This is a genomic window from Amycolatopsis nivea (assembly GCF_004522235.1).
Lineage (GTDB): Bacteria > Actinomycetota > Actinomycetes > Mycobacteriales > Pseudonocardiaceae > Amycolatopsis > Amycolatopsis nivea.
Window position 1 is genome coordinate 1 of sequence record NZ_SDLT01000035.1, and the last position, 14330, is coordinate 14330.

13 protein-coding genes are annotated in these 14330 nt (G+C 70.5%); 10 read left to right on the plus strand and 3 right to left on the minus strand.

Annotation, left to right across the window (positions count from 1 at the left end):
- Nucleotides 1-301: 301 nt before the first annotated feature.
- Both EIZ44_RS32430 and EIZ44_RS32435 read right to left on the minus strand, forming a co-directional pair.
- Nucleotides 302-1177: an SGNH/GDSL hydrolase family protein gene (locus EIZ44_RS32430; protein WP_134732950.1), complete on the minus strand. Its 876-nt coding sequence runs from the start codon at nt 1175-1177 to the stop codon at nt 302-304.
- Between the two features lie 93 nt (nt 1178-1270).
- Nucleotides 1271-1903: a class I SAM-dependent methyltransferase gene (locus tag EIZ44_RS32435; RefSeq protein ID WP_134732952.1), complete on the minus strand. Its 633-nt coding sequence runs from the start codon at nt 1901-1903 to the stop codon at nt 1271-1273.
- A gap of 168 nt (nt 1904-2071) precedes the next feature.
- Here EIZ44_RS32435 and folC point away from each other — a divergent pair, with 168 nt between their 5' ends.
- Together folC and EIZ44_RS32445 are read left to right on the plus strand one after the other, a co-directional pair.
- Nucleotides 2072-3751 carry a bifunctional tetrahydrofolate synthase/dihydrofolate synthase gene (gene folC / locus EIZ44_RS32440; protein ID WP_134732954.1) on the plus strand — a complete coding sequence of 560 codons (1680 nt, stop codon included), beginning with the start codon at nt 2072-2074 and terminating at the stop codon, nt 3749-3751.
- Nucleotides 3748-4164, plus strand: coding sequence for a DUF4233 domain-containing protein (locus tag EIZ44_RS32445; protein ID WP_037813787.1), 417 nt, complete (start codon nt 3748-3750; stop codon nt 4162-4164). The genes folC and EIZ44_RS32445 overlap by 4 nt, the downstream gene beginning before the upstream one ends.
- Before the next feature lie 40 nt (nt 4165-4204).
- Here EIZ44_RS32445 and EIZ44_RS32450 read toward each other — a convergent pair whose 3' ends face one another.
- Nucleotides 4205-4585, minus strand: a complete 381-nt coding sequence (locus EIZ44_RS32450) for a VOC family protein (RefSeq protein WP_134732956.1) — start codon at nt 4583-4585, stop codon at nt 4205-4207.
- 53 nt (nt 4586-4638) lie between these two features.
- Here EIZ44_RS32450 and EIZ44_RS32455 point away from each other — a divergent pair, with 53 nt between their 5' ends.
- The 8 genes from EIZ44_RS32455 (at nt 4639) to EIZ44_RS32490 (ending at nt 14319) form a co-directional block, all read left to right on the plus strand.
- On the plus strand, nt 4639-5118 hold the full coding sequence (locus EIZ44_RS32455; protein WP_134732958.1) for a GNAT family N-acetyltransferase: 480 nt from the start codon (nt 4639-4641) through the stop codon (nt 5116-5118).
- A gap of 97 nt (nt 5119-5215) precedes the next feature.
- Nucleotides 5216-6775 (plus strand): alkaline phosphatase D family protein, encoded by a 1560-nt coding sequence (locus tag EIZ44_RS32460; RefSeq protein ID WP_134732960.1) that lies wholly within the window; start codon nt 5216-5218, stop codon nt 6773-6775.
- Between the two features lie 70 nt (nt 6776-6845).
- On the plus strand, nt 6846-7256 hold the full coding sequence (ndk, locus tag EIZ44_RS32465) for a nucleoside-diphosphate kinase (RefSeq protein WP_020660996.1): 411 nt from the start codon (nt 6846-6848) through the stop codon (nt 7254-7256).
- A 134-nt stretch (nt 7257-7390) separates the two neighbouring features.
- Nucleotides 7391-8116: a maleylpyruvate isomerase family mycothiol-dependent enzyme gene (locus EIZ44_RS32470; protein WP_134732962.1), complete on the plus strand. Its 726-nt coding sequence runs from the start codon at nt 7391-7393 to the stop codon at nt 8114-8116.
- A 124-nt stretch (nt 8117-8240) separates the two neighbouring features.
- Nucleotides 8241-11576, plus strand: coding sequence for a phosphodiester glycosidase family protein (locus EIZ44_RS32475; RefSeq protein ID WP_134732964.1), 3336 nt, complete (start codon nt 8241-8243; stop codon nt 11574-11576).
- Between the two features lie 159 nt (nt 11577-11735).
- Nucleotides 11736-12677: an ABC transporter ATP-binding protein gene (locus EIZ44_RS32480; RefSeq protein WP_043837293.1), complete on the plus strand. Its 942-nt coding sequence runs from the start codon at nt 11736-11738 to the stop codon at nt 12675-12677.
- On the plus strand, nt 12677-13480 hold the full coding sequence (locus EIZ44_RS32485; protein WP_134732966.1) for an ABC transporter permease: 804 nt from the start codon (nt 12677-12679) through the stop codon (nt 13478-13480). The genes EIZ44_RS32480 and EIZ44_RS32485 overlap by 1 nt, the downstream gene beginning before the upstream one ends.
- A complete protein-coding gene (locus EIZ44_RS32490) occupies nt 13480-14319 on the plus strand; it encodes an ABC transporter permease (RefSeq protein WP_037814200.1) in 840 nt (279 codons plus the stop codon). The genes EIZ44_RS32485 and EIZ44_RS32490 overlap by 1 nt, the downstream gene beginning before the upstream one ends.
- Nucleotides 14320-14330: the final 11 nt, after the last annotated feature.

Genomic DNA, 14330 nt, shown 5'->3' on the forward strand with positions numbered 1-14330 from the left:
CTGGCGCCGACTGGTCAACCTCTCACTCTGTTAGGAGTTCTTAGGCGGCTCGTCGCCTGGCGGCGACATTGCGCCCACTTGGTTGCGTGGGGCACCCCGAAGCTGATTGTGATGACGGACGGCGGGTGCTTGTCAAGGCGGGAAAGATGCCTTGACAAGCACCCGCCGTCCGCATTTGGGCTTCGTATCGGGGTGCGGGGGTGGTGTGGGTGCCTCGCTTGTTGGGTGCACTGGTGCGGTTTTTGGCCGTGAGGGGGGCCCTGAGGGAATCTGGTTCCGTCGGGGTGGCCCTCACTCGCTTTTAGCGGAGTTGTTGGCGGATTACCTTTGCTTCGCCTGCCATTCCTGCGTAGAGCGGGTGGTAGGGGGCGGCGGCTAGCAGGTTCAGGTCTTTGCCGTTGATCCAGGCTACGCCTGGGCCTTTGCAGGCGTCGTGGCCGAAGGACGGGGTGTAGGTGTCCACATAGGACGATTGGCCGTCCGCCTCCACTGCGTTGCTCACTGCTGCGTTCAGGGCTTCTTCCACGCTCGAGAGCCAGGCGTAGTCGCCGTTCGCGAAGGGCAGGACGTTCGGGCAATAGCCTTCTGCGGGGGCGATGCGCGGGTAGCCGATGGCCAGCACCTTCGCGTGCGGCGAGCGGGCGTGGATTCCGGCCAGTACTTGCTGGATGGCTGCTTGGGTCTTGGGGAGCAGCGCCTTGATCGTGTCCACGCCGTCGACAGTGAAGTGCTTCTGGCACGGGTTTCCGGTCGGGTCCGAGGCGCGCAGGGTCGGGCAGGTGTCCACCAGTTTGCCGAACAGGCCCGAATCGTTGCCGCCGATGCCGACCGTCACCAGGTCGGTGTCGGAGCGCAGTGCGGAGAACTGCGGGGCGTTCTGGCCCAGCGGCACGCTTTGCGGGGCGGTCATGTGCGAGGTGTTCGCGCCGCCGCAGCTGACGTCGGTGAAGCGGTCCACGTCGAGGGAGTCCGCGACCATCGACGGGTAGTTGGACGTCGAGCGGAAGCAGCCGAACGGATCCAGCCTGGGCAGCGGGATGAGCGGGCCCGACGTGTACGAGTCGCCCAAGGCGACGTAATGACGGTAGTGCCGGGGCGCGGCGCTCGCGGCCGCTGCCGTCGACAGAAGCAGTGCGATGGCCGCGATCGCGGCCAGCACGATTCGGATGGTGCGCATGCGGAACCCGTCCTCCCTAGCGGTCGACCCGCTTTACCTTTCGGCACGCGGGGCGCGAGCGCTCTCCGCCGATCGGGTGGTCGGGGCGGCTTTTCACCCGGCTGCTGGGTGATCTGCGGGTTTCCGCCAGGTCAGCAGGTACCGCCAGAAGACCAGCGGGCGGACGGTGCTGCCGGGAAGCAGGCGGGCGGCGTCGCGGCGGACGTCGGTCAAGGGCGGGAATTTCATGTGCACCGGGGCCTTGGCGACCGGATCCGGGCCGCCGTTGAGGCGGTCGCCGGCGAAGACGATCAGCCTGGCCGCGAGGTTCGCGGGGACGGCGACGAGTTCGCGGGCGTAGTCGCCGGGGTGGCTCGGGCGGGCGCAGCCGAGGACGGCGAGGACGCCGCCGGGGGCGAGGGCGTCGCGCAGTCTCGTGACGGTTTCGAACGGGACGTGGTGCAGGGAGGCCAGGCAGGAGATGTACGCGTACGCCTCGGGTTCCAGCGGGTCGGTCGTCACGTCTGCGCGGCGGTATTCCACGGTGCCTGGTCCTGGCGAACCGGCGGACGTCGCGCGGGTGATCATTTCCGCCGACGTGTCGATGCCTTCGACGGTCATGCCGGCGGCGGCCAGCTTGCGGGCGAACCGGCCGTCGCCGCAGCCGACGTCCAGGGCGCGGCCGGGGCCCGGCGGCAGGAGGCGGAGCAGGGCCGGGTGGTAGTGGTGGTTGTGGTCGAAGGGCATGCGCCCGACCTTGCCACGGATCCCTGCGGGCGCGATCACGCCGAAGCCCCGGGGCCGCTGGGCGCGCGGCGGCCCCGGGTACGCTCGACGGTGTGCCGGGCCGAACCTTTCGCCTGGTCTTCCCGGTCGCGCGACCGCGCCGGGACAGCGACTTCAAGGAGTGCACGAGTGCCGCGCGGTGAGGAGCCCGAGGAGACCCGGCGGCCGGATCTCGCCGATCCGGACAGTTTCGCGGGGGTCGACGAACTGGGCGCGCTCGCGCACAGCGACGACGAGGACGATCCCGGGAACGAGCTGGAGCCGGACCTCGACGCGCCGGACGCGGCCTACACCGTCGGCGGCGGTGCGCGCGGCGGGATCGGCGGCATCGGCCAGCTCGGCGACAACCTGGCGCTCGGCCCGGTCCCGGACCTGTCCGTCGAAGAGGGCACTGAGCTGCACGAACTCGACGACGAGGGCGCGCCCGCCGAGTTCGGCGACGAGAACGGCCCGGAGGCCCGCCGCGACCTCATGGCCGCAGAGGCCGAGCTGAACCAGCGCTGGCCGGAGACGAAGCTCGAACCGTCGCTCGCCCGGATCCAGGCGCTGATGACGCTGCTCGGCGAGCCCAACCACGGCTACCCGGTGGTGCACGTCGCGGGCACGAACGGCAAGGGCTCGGTCGCGCGGATGGTCGATTCGCTGCTGACCCGGATGGGCCTGCGCTCGGGCCGCTACACCAGCCCGCACCTGCAGCTGGTCACCGAGCGGATCGCGCTCGACGGCCGGCCGGTCTCCGCCGCCCGCTACGCCGAGCTGTACCAGGACATCGCGCCGTACGTGGCGATGGTGGACGGCGCGAGCGAGGACGGCGTGCCGATGAGCAAGTTCGAGGTGCTCACCGGGATGGCGTTCGCGGCGTTCTCCGACGCGCCGGTCGAGGCCGCGGTGCTCGAGGCGGGCATGGGCGGCGCGTGGGACGCGACGAACGTCGCCGACGCCCAGGTCGCGGTCATCACGCCGATCGGGCTGGACCACACCGAATACCTCGGCCCGACGGCGGTCGACGCGGCCGCGGAGAAGGCGGGGATCATCAAGCCCGGGTCGGTCGCGGTGATCGGCGAGCAGGACCCCGAGGTGCTGAACGTCCTGCTGAAGCGCACGGTCGAGGTCGACGCCGCGGTGGCGCGCGCGGGCAGCGAGTTCGGCGTGCTCGAACGCGAGGTCGCGGTCGGCGGGCAAATGCTGAAGCTGCAGGGCCTCGGCGGCGTCTACGACGAGATTTTCCTGCCGCTGCACGGCGCGCACCAGGCGGCGAACGCGGCCCTCGCGCTGGCCGCGGTCGAGGCGTTTTTCGGGGCGGGCAAAGACAAGCAGCTCGTGGTCGAGGCGGTGCGCGAGGCGTTCGCCGAGGTCGAGAACCCGGGCAGGCTCGAACGCGTGCGGGCCGCCCCGGCGGTGCTGGTCGACGCGGCGCACAACCCGATGGGCGCGCGGGCGCTCGCCACGACGATCACCGACGAGTTCAACTTCCGCCGACTCGTCGCGGTCGTCGGCGTGCTGTCCGACAAGGACGCGCGCGGCATTCTGGACGCGCTGGAGCCGGTGGTCTCCGACGTCGTGGTCACGCGCAGTTCGTCGCCGCGGTCGCTGCCGGTCGAGGACCTGGCGGAACTGGCCGCGTCGATCTTCGGCGAGGACCGCGTGCTCGCCGAACCCGACCTGGAGACCGCGATCGAGACCGCGATCGGCCTCGTGGAGCAGAACGACGACCCGGAGGAACCGCTCGCGGGCGGCGGCGTGCTGGTGACCGGATCCGTGGTCACCGCGGGCGACGCGCGCACGCTGTTCGGGAAGGAGCCGGCATGAGCGAAACCCCGGAAACGCCCGATACGCCGGTCAAGCCGCCCGCGAAGGACCCGATGAAGGGCTTCCGCGGCGTCATGGCGGGCACGCTGATCATGGAAGCGATCACCGTCGCGCTCGCGCTGCCGGTGGTCGCCAAGCTCGGCGGCGGCATCACGAGCTTCACCGGCTGGACGGTCATCGCGCTGGCCGTGGTGCTGATCGTGCTGTGCGGGATGCTCAAGCACGTCTGGGCGGTGCCGGTGATCCTGCTGCTGCAGCTGGCGATCATCGGGATCGGGATCACCCAGCCCGCGATCGCGATCATCGGCGTCATCTTCCTGGCCGCGTTCGTGTGGTTCCTGTGGCTGCGCCGCGACGTCGCGCGCCGGATGGCGGCGGGCACGTTGCCGAGCCAGCAGCAGCCGCAGGCTTGAGCCCCGCGCTCTCCGCCGCGGCACTCCCGCGAGGTGCGGCTCAGCGGTAGACGCTGACCTCGATCAGGTTCCGGTCCGGGTCGCGGAAGTACACGCTGCGGATCGGCCCGGTCGCGCCCGTGCGGTCGACCGGGCCCTCCTCGACCGGCACCCCGTGCGCGGCGAGGTCCTCGACGACCTGCTCCAGCGAATCGGCCGTGATCAGGCACAGGTCCGCGCTGCCCGGCGTCGGCCGGTCCGCCTTCGGCTCGAACTCGTGCCCGGCCTCGTGCAGGTTGATCTTGCTGGCGCCGAACACCAGCGCCTTGCGGCCGGCCCCGAACGTCACCTCGGTCATGCCGAGGACGCGCGTGTAGAAATCGACCGTCGCACCGAGGTCGGCGACGGTGAGGACGAGGTGGTCGAGCCGGTCGATGCGCATGGTTTCACCCTATTCCGATGTAACGGCCGGGCCGCCACGGCGACGGTGCAAGTGTGATCGTGGTGCGCGAGCTGAGCGCGGAGAACTGGGCGGAGTGGCGCGACCTCCGGCTGGCGGCGCTGCGCGAGGACCCGGGGGCGTTCAGCTCGACACTCGCGGACTGGCAGGGCGAAGGCGACGCGGAACCGCGCTGGCGGGCCCGGCTGCGCGACGTGTCGCTCAACGTCGTGGCCGACCTCGACGGCGTTCCGGCCGGGATGGTCAGCGGGCACCTTTCCGAACGCGGCGACAAAGCCGAGCTGCTGTCGATGTGGGTCGCCCCGTCGGCGCGCGGCAGGGGAGTCGGGGACGCGCTCGTCCGGGCCGTCGTGCGCTGGAGCGAAGGGCGCGGGGCGGGCGAGCTGGCGTTGCGCGTCGCGGGCGGCAACGAGCACGCCATGGCGCTGTACGAACGGCACGGGTTCGTGGAGCGTCCGTTGTCCGGACCGAGCGAGTGCGAGCACGAGATGGTTCGGGAAGCACACCGAGCGTGACGGCCGGCTGTGAGCTTCCTCCTGCCGGGTGAGCCGTTCACCCGGCGGTCAGCCCGAGTTGGCCGCTTGGCCGTGGTCGCCGGATAGAACGGCCGCCATGACCGAAACGACCCCTTCCCGGCGCTCCGTGCTCAAAGCCGGGATCGCCGTCCCCGCGCTCGCCGCGGCAGGCAGGCTGCTCCTGCCCGGCTCCGCCTCGGCCGCCCCGCTCGTCCGCCGCGACCGTCCGGTGCTCGCCCACGGCGTCGCGTCCGGGGACGTGACCACCGGCTCCGGCATCGTGTGGTCGCGGGCCGACCGGCCGGCGCGGCTGATGGTCGAGGTCGCGCGCGACCCGTCGTTCCGGCACGCCCGCCGGGTGCCCGGCCCGTTCGTCACGCCCGCCACCGGCGGCACCGGCAAGGTGCGCGTCGCCGGGCTGGCCCCGGGCACCGAATACCACTACCGCGTCACCGCCGTGGACCTCGACGGCCGCAGTGCGAGCGAGCCGGTCGCCGGCCGGTTCGCCACCGCGCCGGTCGGCCGCGCGAACACGCGGATCCTGTGGAGCGGCGACGTCGTCGGCCAGAACTACGGCATCAACCCAGGCCTCGGCGGCATGACGATCTTCTCCGCGATGGCCGACCGCCGTCCCGACCTCTTCCTGCACAGCGGCGACACGGTGTACGCCGACGGCCCGCTCACCGAAACCGTCACGCTGCCCGGCGGCGCGGGCACCTGGCACAACATCGTGACGCCGGAGAAGTCGAAGGTCGCCGAAACCCTCGACGAATACCGCGGACAGCACGCCTACAACCGGCTGGACGCCAATTTCCGCCGGTTCGCCGCAGAGGTGCCCGCCTATGTCCAGTGGGATGATCATGAGGTAGTCAACAACTGGTACCCGGGCGAAATCCTCAACGACCGCCCCGAATACACCGAAAAACGAGCCGACGTCCTCGCTCAGCGCGCGTTCCAGGCGTTCCACGAATGGCATCCGATCGACCGCCGCCAGGCCGTCGACGGCCGGGTCTACCGGAGCTTCCGCTACGGCAGCCGGGTCGAGGTGTTCGTCCTCGACATGCGCACCTACCGCGACGCCAACACCTCGGACCAGACCAAACCCGGCCACATCCTCGGCGACGCGCAGGCCCGCTGGCTGGCCGACGGGCTCCGGCGCAGCACCGCGACCTGGAAGATCGTCCAGGCGGACATGCCGATCGGCCTCGTCGTGCCGGACGGCAAGGACATCGAGGCGGTCGCCAACGGCCTGCCTGGCGCGCCCGGCGGCCGCGAGACCGAACTGGCCTGGGTGCTGCGGCAGATCTCGCGCAACCGTGTGCGCAATGTCGTGTGGCTGACCGCTGACGTGCACTACACCGCCGCGCACCATTATTCGCCCGAGCGTGCCGCGTTCCAGGACTTCGACCCGTTCTGGGAATTCGTCTCCGGCCCGCTCAACGCCGGTGCGTTCGGCCCGAACAAACTCGACCCGACGTTCGGCCCGGAAGCGGTGTTCGTGCACGCCCCGCAGACGCAGAATTCCTCGCCGGTGCAAGGGTTCCAGCACTTCGGCGAGGTGAATGTGGACGGTGCGAGCGGGGCGCTGACAGTCGATCTTCGCGACGCGACCGGGGCCTCGCTGTGGTCCAAGACGCTGCAGCCGCAGCGGCGCTGACCGGCCCGGCAAGCGCGTCGGATAGGCTCAGCGCCGAATAACACGAATCCGCACAAGGAGAAATACCGTCGTGACTGAACGCACGCTGGTCCTCGTCAAGCCCGATGGCGTCGCGCGCGGCCTCGTCGGCGAGGTCGTTTCGCGCATCGAGCGCAAGGGCCTGAAGCTGGCCGCGCTGGAACTGCGCACCGTCGAGCGCTCCGTCGCCGAGGAGCACTACGCGGAGCACAAGGAGCGCCCGTTCTTCGGCGACCTGCTGGAGTTCATCACGTCCGGCCCGCTCGTCGCGCTGGCCGTCGAGGGCCCGCGCGCGATCGCCGCGTTCCGCCAGCTCGCCGGCGGCACCGACCCGGTCGAGAAGGCCACCCCGGGCACCCTGCGCGGCGACTTCGCGCTGGAGACCCAGTACAACCTGGTGCACGGTTCGGACTCGCCGGAGTCGGCCGAGCGCGAGCTGAAGCTGTGGTTCCCGGACCTGTGATCCGGCTGAACCGGCATTGAACCGGCACTGACCCTCGCGGACGCCGGGCAGGGACTGCGGTCCCGGCCCGGCGTTCGTGTTTCCGGGCGCTTAATCCGCTGCCGGGAGCTCGGCGCATCGGTTAACCTCCACCGGTGACTGCCCTGCCGCTGCCGCCGCGCGATTACCTGCCGCACCTGCGCTCGCTCACCGAGGCCTTCGCCGCGGAAGCCGAGGGCGACCTGGACAACCCGGTCCCGTACTGCGGAGACTGGACCAAGCGCGACCTTGTCGCGCATCTGGGCAATGTGCACCGGTGGGCCGCGGGCATCGTCCGCACCGGCGAGCTGAGCAAGCAGGAATTCGACGTCACGCCGAGCGGCGACCTCGCGCCCTGGTACGCCGAGAGCGCGGCCGAACTGCTGGACGCGCTCGCCACGGCCGACCCCGCCGACGCGTGCTGGGTTTTCGGTGCCGCGGAGAAGACCAAGGCGTTCTGGTTCCGCCGTCAGGTGCACGAAACTGCCGTGCATTTGGTCGACTTGTTCGGCGCACGCGGCGCAACGACCCGGCTTGATCCGCTGATCGCCGCGGACGGCGTCTTCGAGGTGCTGGGCACGATGCTGCCGCGAGTCGCGCGCTGGAAGCACGAGGTTCCGCTGGCCGCGCCGATCACGGTGCGCACCACCGACACCGGGCACTCGTGGACCGTCGTGCCCGGCGAACCGCCCGAGCTGGGCGAGGGCGAAGCGGTGGCCACGGTCGCGGTGCCCGCGCAGGATTTGCTGGTGTCGCTGTGGAAGCGCACCGACGCGCAGCCGGAGATCGACGGCGACGAGGCCGTCGCGAAGGAGTTTCTCGCCGCGCGCATGACCCCCTGAGCGGATAATCCTGCGCCATTCAGGTCCCGTTCACCGCAGGGCCTTCCGGCGGTCGCGCCGATGGATTTGGCTGACCTGAGCCATTTTCGCGATCGTGGGGTACCTGGTGAAAAGATCAAGATCCGTGCTGCTCGGCGCCCTGCTGGTGCTGACGCTGGCCACGCCTGCGCATGCCGGCCCGCTCTCCGCTCCGCTCGGCCCGCCGCCGGTCGAGAGCGCTTCCGCCTTCTCCTCGGCCCGGGAGGCCCCGGCGATCGCCGCGGCGCCCGCCGCCGACGACGGCCTCGAGACCAGCAGCGCCACCAACGCGGTGGCGCCTGGTCTGAACCTCACTCAGTTCGACCGCTTCGACCCGAAGGGCTGGATCCGCGGCGACGCGCTGAGCGTCGACCTCACCAGCAAGGTCCTGAAGCCGACTTACCTCAGTCCGGGCACCGTTTCCGCGCGCACCCCGCTGTCTCAGCAGGTCGCTCGCGCCGGTGCGGTCGCGGGCGTCAACGGCGATTTCTTCGACATCAACGCCTCCGGCGCGCCGCTCGGCGTCGGCATCGACAAGGGCGAGCTGCACAACGCGCCCGCGTCCGGCCACAACACCACCGCGGCGATCACCGCGGAGGGACGCGCGAAGCTCGCCGACATCTTCCTCGAAGCGTCGGTCACGCTGCCGGACGGCCGAGCTGTCCCCGCCACGAACTTCAACAGCCCGGTGCTCGGCAAGGACGCGCTCGGCGTCTACACGCCGCTCTGGGGCGCTTCGGCGCGCGCGACGTCGGTCGCCGGCGCGCAGAAGGTCGTCGAGGTCGAGGTCCGCGATGGTGTGGTGACGCAGGTGCGTCCGAAGCCCGCGGACGGCCCGATTCCGGCGGGAAGCACGCTGCTGCTCGGTCGCGAAGCTGGTGCGGACGCGTTGGCGGCGTTGCACGTCGGTGATCGCGTGGGCGTTTCGTACGCGCCGCGGACCGACGCGGGCAAGATCGCGGTCGCGGTCGGCGGGAACAAAACGCTGCTGAAGGACGGGCAGCTCCAGCAGCTTGACGACGTCACCCTCGCGCCGCGTACCGGCGTCGGCTTTTCCGCTGACGGCAAGCGGATGTGGCTCGTCACGGTCGACGGCCGCCAGGCCGACAGCCGCGGGATGACCGAGCTGGAAATGGCCCGGCAGCTGAAGCGGTTGGGTGCCGACGACGCGATCAACCTCGACGGCGGCGGCTCCTCGACGCTGCTCGCGCGCAACGAAGGAGAGGCTGCGCCGTCGGTGCGCAACTCGCCTTCGGACGGCGGGGAACGCTTGGTGCCCAACGGCATCGGCTTCGCGACGGTGGCCGGCAGCGGACGGCTGACTGGCTTCTCGCCCGCCCCCGCGCAGGAGGGCGACAACTCGACGCGCGTGCTGTCCGGCCTGAGCCGCGCGCTCGTGCCGAACGGCCACGACGAGACGGGTGCCGCAGTGGCGTCGCGCCCGTTCTGGACCACGTCGAACCCGTTCCGCGGCACTGTCACGAAGAACGTTTTCACCGCGCAGCCCGACTTCCTGCACCCGGACGCGCGAGCCGACGTGACGGTCACCGCGCACCAGAACTTCGTGAACGGCCGCACGAAGCTGACCGTGCTGGGCAAGCCGGTCCGCCTCGGCGCGAGCACCAAGCAGGTCGCGCTTTCGGGTGCGGAGGCGCGCGGCGAGTTCCAGGTCTACGGCTACGACGCGGACGGTTACGGCACCTGGATCGAACCGTCCGACGTGAAGCTCGAATACGACCCCGCCGTGGTGAAGATCGAGCCGTCGGGCAAGGGGTTCGCAGTCACCGCGAAGACCGCTTCCGGGGCCACCGCGGTCACCGTGCACGCGGGCGGGAAGACCATGCACTTGGCGGCGTCGGTGGGCACCGAAGCCAAGGTCGCCGCACCGCTGGCTGGCCCGGAAGGCTGGTCCGCCACGGTGTACCCGGCCGTCGTCGGTGCCGCGCTTTCGTCGGCAGAGGGACGCAACGGCGGCAAGGGCCTGGCACTCGACTACCGCCTCACCGGCACGACCGCCACGCGCGCCGCGTATGTCAACGCTGCCAACCCGATCTCGGTTCCGGCTGGCACGCAGAAGATCGGCATGTGGATCAACGGAGACGGCAAGGGCGCCTGGATCCGCGCGGAACTCCGCGACGGCGCCAACACCGCGTCCATTGTGGACCTTGCGCTGAGTGTGAATTGGACCGGCTGGCGGTACGTGACCGCCGCGGTGCCCGCCGGATTGCCCGACGGGCAGCGCCTCACCCGGTTCTATGCCGTGGAAACCGCGGCGGGCAAGCAGTACGAGGGCAGACTGGTGTTCAACGACCTCACCTTCGAGGTCGCGCCGACCACGGCCGTGCCGCACGATCCGGCCGTCCCGGACCCGGCGCTGGTCACCAATGGAACCCTCGGCAAGGGCGGCCTCAAGATCGCGGTCGTCAGCGACGCCCAGTTCACCGCCGACGCTCCGGACGGTCCGCTCGTCGCCCAAGCACGCCGGGCACTGCGCGAGGCGGTTGCCGCGAAACCGGATCTCGTGCTGATCAACGGCGACTTCGTGGACCGCGGCACCGCGCCGGACTTCGTCTTGGCCCGCAAGATCATCACCGAAGAGCTGGACGGCCGCGTCCCCTGGTACTACGTGCCAGGCAACCACGAAGCCGAGGGCGGCAACGGCCTGAAGAACTTCCAGGACGCATTCGGGGAAACGCACCGCGTGGTCGACGTCCACGGCGTGCGGCTGATCCTGATGGATTCCTCGCGCGGCTCGCTGCGCGCGGGCGGATTCGACCAGGTGCGCACGCTGCGCGAGGCGCTCGACAACGCGGCGAAGGACCGTTCCGTGCGTGGTGTGGTCGTCGCGATGCACCATCCGGTGAAGGACCCGAGCCCGACCGGCAATTCGCAGCTGGGCGACCGGAAGGAGGCCGCGCTGCTGCAGACGTGGCTGACCGGTTTCGAGGAGAAGTCCGGAAAACCGGCCGCCTCGCTGGCTTCGCACGCGGGAGTGTTCGGCCTGTCGCGCACGGACGGCGTGCCGTACCTGGTGAACGGCAACTCGGGCAAGACCCCCGCCGCGGCCCCCGGCGACGGCGGCTTCGTCGGCTGGACCCTGGTGCGAGTGGACCCCTCGGACCGCGGCCAGCCGGTGCGCTTCGAAACGCGCCCGAACGTCGACGCGCTGACGGTGACCGGCCCGGGCACTCTTTCGTGGGGCGGCACCGGAAAGGTGACCGCCGCGGTGACGCAAGAGGGCCGGTCGATTCCGGTGGCGTACCCGGTGAGCGCGGCTTGGGGCGGTCGCGGGGTGCACATCGGCAGCTGGCCGCCCGCGCCGTGGGACGTGGTGTCGCTCGACCCGGCCACCGGGACGGTGCGGGGGCTGCGCCCGGGGACGGCGGAGATCTCGGTGACGGTGAACGGGGTGTCCCGGTCGGTGTCGTTGACGGTGCGCTGAGTTTTTGAGAGGCGGGGCGGTCTTCGGGCCGCCCCGCCTTTTCGCTGGGCCGCGGGCTCGTCGTTTCCCCGGCCCCGGCCGGAGATCCACCCGGATGCCGTACCCGCGGCGGGGAAACCGGTCGAGAATTGTCGGTGCCTCCCTCTACTGTCGGTCCTCGTGGGAGAGTCGGCATCGGAACCAGCCCTCGTGCAAGCGAAGGCGCTGGTCAAACGGTTCGGAGAATTCGAGGCAGTCCGCGGCATCGACGTCGAGGTGCGGCGAGGGGAGGCGTTCGGCTTCCTCGGGCCCAACGGCGCGGGGAAGTCGTCGACGATGCGGATGATCGCGTGCGTGTCCCCGCGCAGCGACGGCGATCTGCGCGTCCTCGGCATGGATCCGAACGCGGACGGGCCGCGGATCCGCGCGCGCCTGGGCGTGGTGCCGCAGGAGGACAACCTCGACGTGGAGCTCACCGTCCGGCAGAACCTGCACGTCTACGGCCGCTATTTCGGCCTTTCCCGCGCCCACGTGCGGCGGAAGGCGGTCGAGCTGATGGAGTTCGCGCAGCTGTCCGACCGTGCCGAGAAACCGGTCGATTCCCTGTCCGGCGGCATGAAGCGGCGGCTCACCATCGCCCGGTCGCTGGTCAACGATCCGGAACTGCTGCTGCTCGACGAACCGACCACCGGGCTCGATCCGCAGGCGCGGCATCTGTTGTGGGACCGGCTTTTCCGGCTCAAGGCCCGAGGCACCACGCTCATCGTCACCACCCATTACATGGACGAAGCGGAACAGCTCTGCGACCGGCTCGTCGTCATGGACGGAGGCCGGATCGCCGCGGAAGGCTCGCCGGCCGACCTGATCGCGCGGCATTCCACCCGGGAAGTGGTCGAGCTCCGGTTCGCGCCGGGGGAGCAGCAGGACGCGGCCGACCGGCTCGACGGGCTGGCCGAGCGCGTCGAGGTCCTCCCGGACCGGGTGCTGCTCTACACGATGACCGGCGAGGCCACCCTCGAGCGCGCGCACGAACGCGGCCTGCGCCCGTTGTCGAGCCTCGTCCGGCGCAGTTCCCTGGAGGACGTCTTCCTCCGCCTCACCGGCCGGACGTTGGTGGACTGATGACCATTCCCGCCACCGGCCGCGTCGTCGGCCGGTTCCACGGCGCCTGGCTGCGCGTCGAGGGCTACTGGACCTGGTACCGCAGGCACTGGCTCAGCACGGTCTACTCCACCGGCCTGCAACCGGTGCTGTTCCTCGCCGCGATGGGGCTCGGGTTCGGCTCGCAGGTCAAAGCCGGTCCGGCGACCGGCGGGGTGTCGTACCTGGTGTACGTCGCCCCGGCGCTGCTCGTCGCCGGCGCGGCGCAGCAGGGCGTCAGCGAATCGAGTTATCCGGTCCTGAGCGGATTCAAATGGCAGAAGGACTATCTGGCGGTCACCGCGACGCCGGTGTCCCCGGGCCAGGTCCTCGGCGGGCACCAGATCTGGACCATGCTGCGGCTCGCCCTTTCCGGCACGGTCTACGCGCTCATCGCGTGGTTGTTCGGCGCCTGGGACAACGCGGGGGCGCTGCTGGTGGTCCTCGTCGGCGTCCTCACCGGGCTCGCGTGCGGATCGCTGATCGCCGGGCTGGCGGCGTGGACCTTCGACGAGGGACAGCGGTTCGGGCTGATCTTCCGGTTCGTCGTCATCCCGATGACCCTGTTCTCCGGCACGTTCTTCCCGATCACTCAGCTGCCGCTGTACCTGCGCTGGCTCGCCTGGATTTCCCCGCTGTGGCACGGCACCGAGCTTTCCCGAGCCGCCACGCTCGGCGGGAGGGAGCTGCTCCCGGTGCTCGGGCACCTTGCGTATCTGGCAGCACTGGTGGCGATCGGCTGGACGATCGCGCACCGCGGCTTCTACCGACGGCTGGTGGCGTGATGACCGACCTGCAAAGCGCCCCGATTCTCCCGCAGCGGCGCGGAATTCTGCTTCGAGTCTTGCCCGCGGGCATGTACAGCGGCCGCGCCACCGCGTTGATCGAACGCGCGCTCACCGTCTACGGACGGTCGTGGACGATGCTCGCGTCCGGCGCGCTCGAGCCGTTGTTCTACCTGCTCGCGTTCCAGGTCGGCTTCGGCAAACTGGTCACCACCGTGCCGGGGCCGGACGGGCAGCCGATGAGCTACGTCGCGTTCGTCGCGCCCGCGCTGCTGGCGTCGTCGGCGATGAACGGCGCGGTCTTCGAGTGCACGTACAACCTGTTCTTCAAACTGCGCTACGCCAAGACGTACGACGCGATGCTGGCGACCCCGGTCGGTCCGCTCGACGTCGCGCTCGGCGAGATCGCGTGGGCGATGATGCGCGGCGGCCTGTATTCGGTCGCGTTCCTGGCGGTCACCGGCGTCATGGGGCTGCTCACGTCGTGGTGGGCGCTGCTGCTCCTGCCCGCCGCGCTGCTCGTGTCGTTCGCGTTCGCGGCCATCAGCATCGCGCTGGTCAGCTTCCTGAAGTCGACGTCGCAATTCGACTACATCCAGCTCGTCCTGATGCCGATGTTCCTGTTCTCCACCACGTTCTTCCCGATCACGGTCTACCCGGAGGCGCTGCAGTGGGCGGTCCGCTGCTTCCCGCTCTACCACGGGATCGAGCTGATGCGCGGGCTCGCGACCGGCATCTTCTCCTGGAGCATGCTCGGCAACCTGGCGTACCTGCTGGTGCTCGCCGCGATCGGGATCTGGGGCGCGACAAGGAGGATCGCGAAACTGCTGCTTACCTGAACGCTGAACGC